This is a genomic window from Thermoplasmata archaeon, from assembly GCA_035632695.1.
Taxonomy (GTDB): Archaea; Thermoplasmatota; Thermoplasmata; order RBG-16-68-12; family RBG-16-68-12; genus RBG-16-68-12.
The window spans coordinates 1-9,128 of the sequence record DASQGG010000213.1; the positions used below are offsets into that span (position 1 = coordinate 1).

At 68.7% G+C, this 9,128-nt stretch carries 10 protein-coding genes; 6 read left to right on the forward strand and 4 right to left on the reverse strand.

What is annotated here, in order from left to right:
• The first annotated feature begins 226 nt into the window (after positions 1-226).
• Genes VEY12_13170 through VEY12_13180 form a run of 3 tightly spaced genes read left to right on the forward strand, consistent with a single transcriptional unit; the run spans position 227 to position 3,626 of the window.
• Positions 227-1,063, forward strand: coding sequence for a UbiA family prenyltransferase (locus tag VEY12_13170; protein ID HYM41073.1), 837 nt, complete (start codon positions 227-229; stop codon positions 1,061-1,063).
• Positions 1,060-1,797 (forward strand): geranylgeranylglyceryl/heptaprenylglyceryl phosphate synthase, encoded by a 738-nt coding sequence (locus tag VEY12_13175; protein ID HYM41074.1) that lies wholly within the window; start codon positions 1,060-1,062, stop codon positions 1,795-1,797. Before VEY12_13170 ends, VEY12_13175 begins: the two co-directional genes overlap by 4 nt.
• Positions 1,797-3,626 (forward strand): DUF2070 family protein, encoded by a 1,830-nt coding sequence (locus tag VEY12_13180; protein ID HYM41075.1) that lies wholly within the window; start codon positions 1,797-1,799, stop codon positions 3,624-3,626. Before VEY12_13175 ends, VEY12_13180 begins: the two co-directional genes overlap by 1 nt.
• Here VEY12_13180 and pdxT read toward each other — a convergent pair.
• A complete protein-coding gene (gene pdxT / locus VEY12_13185) occupies positions 3,623-4,216 on the reverse strand; it encodes a pyridoxal 5'-phosphate synthase glutaminase subunit PdxT (GenBank protein ID HYM41076.1) in 594 nt (197 codons plus the stop codon). The two genes, VEY12_13180 and pdxT, sit on opposite strands and share 4 nt — an antisense overlap.
• A gap of 53 nt (positions 4,217-4,269) precedes the next feature.
• Positions 4,270-4,695 (reverse strand): hypothetical protein, encoded by a 426-nt coding sequence (locus VEY12_13190; protein ID HYM41077.1) that lies wholly within the window; start codon positions 4,693-4,695, stop codon positions 4,270-4,272.
• A 209-nt stretch (positions 4,696-4,904) separates the two neighbouring features.
• On the opposite strand from VEY12_13190, the gene VEY12_13195 reads away from it, so the two are divergent.
• Positions 4,905-5,144, forward strand: coding sequence for an Lrp/AsnC ligand binding domain-containing protein (locus VEY12_13195; protein ID HYM41078.1), 240 nt, complete (start codon positions 4,905-4,907; stop codon positions 5,142-5,144).
• A 127-nt stretch (positions 5,145-5,271) separates the two neighbouring features.
• On the opposite strand, the gene VEY12_13200 is transcribed toward VEY12_13195, so the two are convergent.
• Positions 5,272-5,673, reverse strand: coding sequence for a RidA family protein (locus tag VEY12_13200; GenBank protein ID HYM41079.1), 402 nt, complete (start codon positions 5,671-5,673; stop codon positions 5,272-5,274).
• A gap of 164 nt (positions 5,674-5,837) precedes the next feature.
• On the opposite strand from VEY12_13200, the gene VEY12_13205 reads away from it, so the two are divergent.
• Together VEY12_13205 and VEY12_13210 are read left to right on the forward strand one after the other, a co-directional pair.
• Positions 5,838-7,592 (forward strand): 2-oxoacid:acceptor oxidoreductase subunit alpha, encoded by a 1,755-nt coding sequence (locus tag VEY12_13205; protein HYM41080.1) that lies wholly within the window; start codon positions 5,838-5,840, stop codon positions 7,590-7,592.
• On the forward strand, positions 7,589-8,473 hold the full coding sequence (locus tag VEY12_13210) for a 2-oxoacid:ferredoxin oxidoreductase subunit beta (GenBank protein HYM41081.1): 885 nt from the start codon (positions 7,589-7,591) through the stop codon (positions 8,471-8,473). The genes VEY12_13205 and VEY12_13210 overlap by 4 nt, the downstream gene beginning before the upstream one ends.
• A 110-nt stretch (positions 8,474-8,583) precedes the next feature.
• Here VEY12_13210 and VEY12_13215 read toward each other — a convergent pair.
• Positions 8,584-9,128: lactate utilization protein (locus tag VEY12_13215; protein HYM41082.1), on the reverse strand; the 545-nt coding region annotated here is incomplete at its 5' end.

Below are 9,128 nucleotides of genomic sequence, written 5' to 3' on the forward strand. Positions count from 1 at the left end.
GTGAAGCCCACGACGAGGAGGACGAGGCCGAGCAGGACGAGCCGGAACCAAAACTCGCGAGCCGCATCGGGGGTCTCCGCCGCATCCGGCGGTGGTGCCGCGGTCTCTGTCGCCGTCATCCCGGGCCTCGGACGGACATCGGGAGGCGGCTCAAGAACCTGCTCCCCCGGCCTCGGTCGACTCCCTGGGAATCATTATTATCGGGCCGGGCGTACGCCGCGACGGCATGCCCGGGCTCCTCCGGCTCGCTCGCCCCTTGAACTGCGTGATGTCTGCCGTCGGTGTCGCCATCGGCGGGATCGTCGCCGTCGGGTCGGGCGTCTGGGGCGTGTTCGCATGGCCGCTGGCCTTCGGAGCAATCGCCGCCGCGCTGTCCACCGCTGCGGGCAACGCCCTGAACGACCTGGCGGACCGGGAGACGGACCGCGTCAATCATCCGGATCGCCCCTTGGTGACCGGGGCCGTGAGCGTGCCTGCGGCGAGGAACTTCACCGTGGCCGCCTTCGTGGCCGCGGCCGCGATCGCGACCCTCGCAAGCCTCGCGTGCCTCGCCATGGTCGTCGTAAACGCGGGAGTCCTGTACGCGTACGAGCGGGGGCTCAAAGCCCGGGGCGGTGTGGGCAACGCCGCGGTGGGCTACCTCGTGGGCTCGATCTTCCTCTTCGCGGGATTCGCCGTGTTTCGCTCGGACGTCACCCCGCTCCTCCGGACGGGCGTGCTCGCCCTCCTGGCCTTCCTGGCGACCATGGGCCGCGAGATCACGAAGGACATCGAGGACATGGCGGGGGACGTGGACCGGCGCACCCTGCCCCAGCGGATCGGTGCGCCTCGGGCGGGTCAACTCGCCGCGGCGACGCTCGTCGCGGGCGTCCTCCTGAGCGTCCTGCCCTGGGCCACGGCCATCCTTGCGTGGGAGTATGCGGCCGTCGTCCTGCCCGCGGACGGAATGTTTATCTACGCCGCCTATCACTCGGCCGCCCGACCCGCGCGCTCCCAGCGCGTGACCAAGTACGCGATGGTCGTGGCCCTCGTCGCGTTCCTCGCGGGGGGACTGTTCCTGTGACCGTTTACGAATCGCTCCTCGAACGCCGCGTGCAGGCCCGGCTCCACATGACCCTCCTGGACCCAGACAAGCAGTCCGCGGACGAGGCGGGCCGGATCGCGGGCGGCGCCGCGAGGAGCGGCACGGATGCGATCATGATCGGGGGATCGACGGGCGTCACCCAGGAGAAGGTGGACGCCACAGTCCTCGCGATCAAGGCGGCCGCGCACGTGCCGACGATCCTGTTTCCCGCGAGCGCGGCGAACCTGTCGCGCCACGCGGACGCCCTCTACTTCATGAGCCTCCTGAACAGCCGCGATCCGCGCCTGACCGTCGGAGAGCAGCGACGCGCCGCCCCCGTGGTCAAGAAGTGGGGCCTCGAGACGATCCCCATGGCCTACCTCGTCGTGGAACCCGGGATGCGGGCGGGCGAAGTGGGTCGCGCGGATCCCATCCCGAGGTCGGAGCCCCAGGTCGCCGTGGAGTACGCCCTCGCGGCGCAGATGCTCGGGATGAAGCTCGTGTACCTGGAGGCGGGGAGTGGGGCGCCGGAGCCCGTCCCCGCCGCCATGATCCGTGCGGTCCGGGAGGCGCTGGACATCCCGCTCGTGGTCGGAGGAGGCATCCGCACCGCGGAGGCCGCGGGCACGGTCGCCCGCGCGGGGGCGGACATCGTGGTCACGGGGACCGTCGTGGAGCGCTCGAAGGACGGCGAGACCCTGCGCCGGATCATCGAGGCGGTGAAGGCGGGCTGATGGACCGGATTGCTCCGAAGACCGTCGCGGAGAGCCACGCGGAGACCACCCGGATGGCGCGCCGCCTCTTCACGGCCCCGCGGCCGCGGCGGATGGTCCTGCCGATCCTCGCGTTCTCCCTCATGGAGGCGTACCTGCTCGTGTATCCTTCGCTCGACTGGGTCCGGATCGCGATCGGCGCCCTCGCGATTGCGATCCCCGCGTACGCCGCGGCGCTCCTGACGAAGCCCGTCGCCCTCGCCCTCGGAGGTCGCATGTACTTCCGACGCTCGTTCCTCCTGGCGTTCGTGGGCCTCATCCTCCTGGGCGCGTTCCAGGTCATCGCCGTCGCCCTGTTCACGATCCTCGCCGTCCTCGGGAACGCCGCGTACGATCCGTCGGTCACCCTTCGGGTCACGATCCTCGGCTACGGCGCCGTCCTCTGGGTGCGCGAGGTGATCCTGTCCGCGACGTCGCACTCCCAGCACCTTCGCTCCCTGCCCGCCGCGCTGATCCACCCGCTCCTCGGCCTGATCGCGATGGCCGTGTGGATGCCGCTCAGCCTCTCCGGGTTCCTGTTGAGCCTCGTCGTCTTGGCGATCTTCTACGTGTCCGCGGTCGGGTACACGGAGATCGCGAAACGCCCGCTCCTGCGGTCCTTCGGGGCGGACGGGTTCAAGCTCCTGCGCTCGACCTTGGACGTGTACGGGGAGATGGAGGACGAGGGCGTCGCGGAGCTCGAGGAGTTCTTCGGCTCCATCGGCGTGGCCGCGCGGGTGCGCGTGGCCGGGTTCGCGTTCCGTGCGGGGAAGGGGATCAAGGCGCTCTTCCTCGCGCCCACGGTCCATCCGGGGCCCATGGGGTTCGTGGGCGGCAGCGACCTCCCGAGCAAGGTGGCCTCCGGGCTCACGGACCTCACGCCGAGCGTCCTCGTGGCCCACGGCCCCACGACCCACGACGACAACCCCGCGACCACGGCCGAAGTGCGCAAGATCTCGGAGACCGTGCGTGGCCTCGTGGCCGCCGCGACGACGAGCGGCACCGCGGGGCGTGCCTGCCGAGCGGCCTTCGGCCGGGTGACGACGCTCGCCCAAGCGCTCGGGGACACGGTCCTCCTCGTCGCCTCATTCGCGCCGAGTCCGTCGGACGACATCGACGGCGCGACGGGCCACGCCGCGGTCCAGGAGGCGAAGCTGGCCGGAGCCGCGGACGCGATCTTCGTGGACGCGCACAACTGCCTGCAGCCCGGTGCGGGCCTCACCCTGTTCGGGTCCGAGGCGAGCCACGAGGTCATCGAGTCCGCCAAGGCGGCCACGCGCGCCGCGCTCGCCGCGCCCCGGGGACCCCTGCGGGTCGGCTACGGGCAGCAGTGTAAGATCTGCACGCCGGACCAGGGGATCGGGGCACGCGGCGTGGAGGCCCTCGTCGTCGAGGTGGACGGGCAGCGCACGGCCTACGTGCTCTTCGACGGGAACAACATGGTGCCCGGGACGCGGGACGCGATCCGGGCGCGGATCGCCGGCCTGGTCCAGGAGTCCGAGGCCCTGACCACGGACAACCATTCCGTGAACCTGACCATGGACGGCTTCAATGCGGTCGGCGCCGTGCTCGACCGGGAGACAGTCCTCGCACACGCGGAAGCCGCGGTCCGCGACGCGATCGGGAACCTCGAGCCCGCGGACGTGGCCCCGTTCAGCGGGGAGATCCCCGACTTCCGGATCTTCGGCCCTCAAGCCGCGTCCCGCTTGACCACCTCGATCAGCGCGACCATGGCGGTCCTGCGACCCGCGCTGTACGTCACCCTGTCGGGCGCCGTGGCGATCGCGGCCCTGGCCCTCGTCCTCCTCTAGAGGAGATCGAGGAACCAGCGGTGGATGCGGAAGTCGTTGCTCAGCTCCGGGTGGAACGCTGCACCGATCAACGACCCCTGCCGAGCGAGGACGATCTTGTCCTGGTACCGCGCGAGCGGCGTGCAGGCGCCCCAGGTGCGCAGGATCGCGGGCGCGCGGATGAAGACGCCGTGGAAGGGCTTCTCGAGTCCGGCGACATCCAGGTCCGCCTCGAAGGATTCCTTCTGACGGCCGAACGCGTTGCGGTCCACGGCCATGTCCATCAGGGCGAGGAGCCGGCTCCCCGTCTTCTGCGCCTGGGGGCCGCCGTCCTTCGCGAGAAGGATGCACCCCGCGCACGTGCCAAGGATGGGCATGGATTCCTCCTTCGCCCGGCGGACGATCTCGTCGAACAGGTTCAGCTTCACGAGGAGCTTGGAGATCGTCGTGCTCTCGCCGCCGGGGATCGTGAGGCCGTCCACGCGGTCGAGGTCGTCGCGTCGGCGGACCGCGATGGCGTCGCCGGTGACTCCGTACTCGCGCAACGCGCGGGCGACCGCGTCGACGTGTTCGCTCACGTCGCCTTGGACCCCGATGACTCCGATCCGCATCGGGCTATGGACCCCGGAGGTCCGATAAAAACCATGCGTGCGACGGGCCGACCTCAGCCGTTGGCGTGGCCGGGGTCCGGATCGCGGGGCAGGAGCTCTTGGAGGATGCGCTCGAGCGCGGCGGCGTCGGGGAATCGGTCCAGGCGGCGGAGCACATTGTTGAGCACGACCTCGTCGCCCTGCTGCGGTGCCGCGTCTCTTCGTATCGCGTCGTCTCCTTCGGGAAAGACGGCCTCGCCGATCGGTGAGAGTTCGAGGGCGCGCGAGTGCCGTTCGTCGAGCGGAACGATCTCGAAGAAGCGGTCCAGGAGCAGAGGACGCCGCACATGGCCCAAGATGGTCACGCGGACGCGGTCCGTGTCCGGGTCGAGGGACGTGTTCCGCTCCAAGGCCTCTTTGTTGATGCCGATCTGGTGGAACCCGAGTTCGGGCGACCAACCGCCGCACACCGTGACGTACCAGTCCCGTAGGGTCTCCACGGGCAGGGTGGGTGCCGGATCGCCGGGCTCGGCGGACCGAGGCTGCGTGGGACGTTGAGTTTCGGCTGGCCTATTTCTAACTTCAGTTCACAAAACCAAACTTGGGACTCAGCCTGCACACCGCGTGCCCCATATCGACCGATGCGGACGTTGGTCGCGCCGTCGATACGATATGCTTATCTAGAGCCGCAATCTACGGCGCCGTAGGGATGCCCACGCCCATCGGCTTCGTGCTCATTGACATCGAGCCCAACCGGGAAAAAGAGGTCTACGAGAAGCTGATCAAAGTCCCTCAGATCGTGGAGCTCTATCCGCTGTTTGGGGAGTACGACCTCATCGCCAAGGTCGAGGCGGACTCGTTCGACACGATCGGCAACATTGTCGTCGATCAGATCCGGTCCGTGGAGGGCGTCAAGGCCACGAAGACGTTGGCCCGGATGACCTTCTGACACGGCTCGGGTCCGCGGATGCCGCCATAAGTGCGCTCGAGTCGTTCGCTCTGTATGTTCGCCTGCACGGAGCGTACCTGCAACCCGGTACACGGCCCTCGTTAACCCCATTCGGAGGTAGCGGAGGTCACTCCTCCTCATGCGGTTCGTACACGGCGATCGCGTCGATTGCGACCTTGAGCCCGGGCACTTCGATGCCCAGCTTCGCGGGCGACCGCGCTGGCGGATCGGTGCGGAACGACTCTTGGTAGGCGTCGTTGATCGCCTTGAAGTCACCGGGGTCCGCGAGGTACACCGTGGTCCGGACGAGGGCGTCCAGGCCCAAGCCCAGCTCGTCTAGGATGGACCCGATGTTCGCCAGGCACTGCCGCGTCTGCCCCGCAGCGTCGCTCGCGGCCCACTCCCCCGCCTTGGCTCCGGGCTTGAGGGGTGTCTGGGCCGAGATGAACACGAGGTTGCCGGCGACCACGCATGCCGAGTAGGGGCCCAGGGGCTTCGGATGGTTCCGGAGTTCGGGGATGGACTTCATGCGACCACGGGACCCACGGAACACGCGGACGACGAAAAGGATTCCGCACGGGTCGGGCCCGCTCCTCTTCGTGTTTTATCTCGCCTAAAACTATTTTAACGCGCGGCGGTCTGGAGAAGGTTAGGCGAGTGAGAAGGCCGCGCCAGGGCGCGACGGTGGGCACCATGTCACTTCCTGAAATCGTCTTCCGCGTGGGCGGAGCCGCGGGCGACGGGGTCTCGTCGACCGCCGAAAGCTTCGCGAAGATGTGCTCCCGCAGCGGGCTGCATGTCTGGACCTATTCCTCGTACCAGAGCGTGATCCGGGGCGGCCACGTGTGGACCCAGGTCCGCGGCAGCCCGGAGCCCGTCCTATCCCACGGCACCGTCCCCAACGTCCTCGTCTGCCTGAACCAGCAGACCATGGACGTCCACCAGGGCGACATCCTGGCCGGCGGCGCGATCGTGTACGACTCGGACCTCGTGAAGCCCGATCCCTCCAGGGTGGCGAAGGGCGTGCGCCTCCTCGGCATGTCCCTCCGCAAGCTCGCCCAGACGATCACCCCGAACGCCATCGTGCGGAACACGGTCGCCCTGGGCGCGGCGGTCCGCCTGTACGAGATCGACTTCCGCCACGTGGAGTCCGCGTTCCAGGACATCTGGGGCGACAAGAAGCCCGAGATCGTCGAGCAGAACGTCCGCGCCGCCAAGCTGGGCGCGGACGCCGTCGACCGGGCGGGCGGATCCCTGCACCTCGGCGTCCCGTTCCCGGAGGAGCCTCGATACCTGATGACGGGGAACGAGGCGGTCGCCCTCGGCGCCCTCGCCGCGGGCGTCCGGTTCCACGCGCAGTACCCCATGACGCCCGCCTCGTCCATCCTGCACTGGATGGCCGCGCACGGGCCCGCGCACGGCGTCGTCGTGAAGCAGGTCGAGGACGAGCTCGCCGCGATGAACATGGCCATCGGCGCGGGCCACGCGGGCGTGCGGTCCATGGTGGCCACGTCGGGCGGCGGCTTCTGCCTCATGGTCGAGGCGATCGGCCAAGCGGGGATGACCGAGACGCCGCTCGTGGCCGTCGTCGTCCAGCGGGGCGGACCGTCCACGGGACTCCCGACGAAGACGGAGCAGGGGGACCTAAACCTCGTCCTTGGGGCGGGCCAGGGCGACTGGCCGCGCGGCATCCTCGCGCCGCGCCACACCCAGGAGTGCTTCGACCTGACCGCGAAGGCGTTCAACCTCGCGGAAGTCTACCAGACCCCCATCGTGCTCCTGTCCGACCTGTACTTGGGCGAGGGCTTCCGCACGGTGGACAAGCTGGACTTCAACGTGCCCATCGTCCGCGGCCTGACGGCCGCCGACGGCGGCGCGATCCAGGGGCGCTTCAAGCGCTACGCGTACACGGACTCCGGCGTGAGCCCGCGGGCGTTCCCGGGGACCCGGGGCTACCAGTTCGTCGCGGCGACCGACGAGCACATGGAGAACGGGGAGCTCATCTCGGACGTCCTCGCGGGCCTGCCCGAGTTCGTGGAGGAGCGGCGCAAGATGCACGAGAAGCGCATGCGGAAGCTGGTGGGCCTCCGCAAGGACATGCCGCCGCCGGAGCTCTGGGGATCGGCCAACGCGGACCTCACCCTGATCCACTGGGGCTCGACCTGGGGCCCGGCCCACGAGGCGATTCTCCATGTCGAGGAGGAGGACGGCGTGCACGTGAACTCCCTGGAGTTCCCCACCCTGTTCCCCTTCCACGCGGACGAGACGCTCCGGATCCTGAAGGGCGTGAAGCGGACCCTGTCCATCGAAGGCAACTACACGGGCCAGTTCGCGCGGCTCCTGCGCGCGGAGACGGGCTACCAACCCACCTTTTCGTTCCCCAAGTACGACGGGGAGCCCTTCACCTGGCGGGAGATCGCGGACAAGATCCTCGAGGTGGTCGCATGAAGCTCGCCTTCGAGCTCGAGACGTACAAGTCCGAGGTCAAGCCGACCTGGTGCCCCGGGTGCGGGGACTTCGCCGTCCTCAACGCGCTCCAGCACGCGCTTACGGAGTTGCAGCTCGAGCCCTGGAACGTGCTCCTCGTTTCGGGGATCGGCTGCTCGAGCAACCTGCCCCAATTCCTGTCGACCTACGGTTTCCACGCGATCCATGGCCGCGCGGTCGCGGTTGCGGAGGGCGCGAAGCTCGCGAACCCCGACCTCCACGTGATCGTCACGGGGGGCGACGGCGACGGGTACGGGATCGGTGTGGGTCACTTCATCCACGCCATGCGCCGGAACCTCGACCTCACGTACATCGTGATGAACAACGAGATCTACGGCCTGACCACGGGCCAGGCCTCGCCCACGTCGGAGATGGGGATGAAGACGAAGTCCACGCCCATCGCGGGCGTGATCGAGAACCCCATCGACCCCATCGCCCTCGCCCTCTCCTCCGGTGCGACCTACGTCGCGCGGGCGTTCAGCGGGGACGTGAAGCAGATGTCCGAGCTCGTGGCCAAGGGCATCGAACACCACGGATTCTCCCTGATCGACGCCCTCTCGCCGTGTGTGACGTACAACAAGATCAACACGTACGAGTTCTTCCGCAAGCGGGTGTACGACCTGAACAAGGAGGGCCACGACGCGGGCGACCTTAAGGCCGCGTTCCTCAAGGCGCTCGAATGGCCCGTCGTGCAGCGGGACCGCATCCCGCTGGGCCTGTTCTACCGCAACGACAAGGTGCCGACGTACGAGGACCTCGAGCCCGCCTACAAGAAGGGGAACCCGGTCAAGCAGCCGCTCGGAGTTGCGGATGCGGACGAGATTCTGAAGGAGTTCCTCTAAGGTGTGCAACGCACGGCCTTCGCCCGTCGCCACATCCATGGAGACCCGCCCTGGCGAGACGGAGGCCTCCAGAACCCGGAGCTAGCGGCTCTCGGGGGCGCTGCGCTGCCTCAGAACCCGAGGCTCTCACCGACGAGCACGAGATGAATCCGCCCCGGTCGCTCCCGTTCGTAGATCACGAGCTTGCCGACGTAGCTGCCCGGCGCTCCCGTGCGTTTCATCCGGGCATCCTCCTGCGGGAGTGCGACCTCTCGGAGCCTTCGGATGCCGTCGTCGAGGGTGGGCACGAGCTTGTTCATGCCGGCGACCCAGATGATCTTCGGCGGGCCGAAGATGTATCCCGCCTGCCGGCTTCCGGTCGCGTCCGCGGAGACCACCTCCCCCGTCTCGCAAATGGCCTGCACGCTGCCCAGGAACACGTCCGACTCCGCGGTCAAGCGCGCCCGCAGGCGCATGCGCTTCGCCATCTCGGGTTCCGCCTGCCACTCCAGGTTGCCGTATCGGACGCCCGAATCCTGCGCCGTCAGGGCATCCACGAGGCCGATCTCTTGGAGGGTCGCCGAAGCGCCGTGGCACACGAGACCGCCCTTGGGGAGCATGCCGAGGACCTTCGCAAGCGCGGCGCTCCGGTCGGGCACGAACACGGAAAACACGC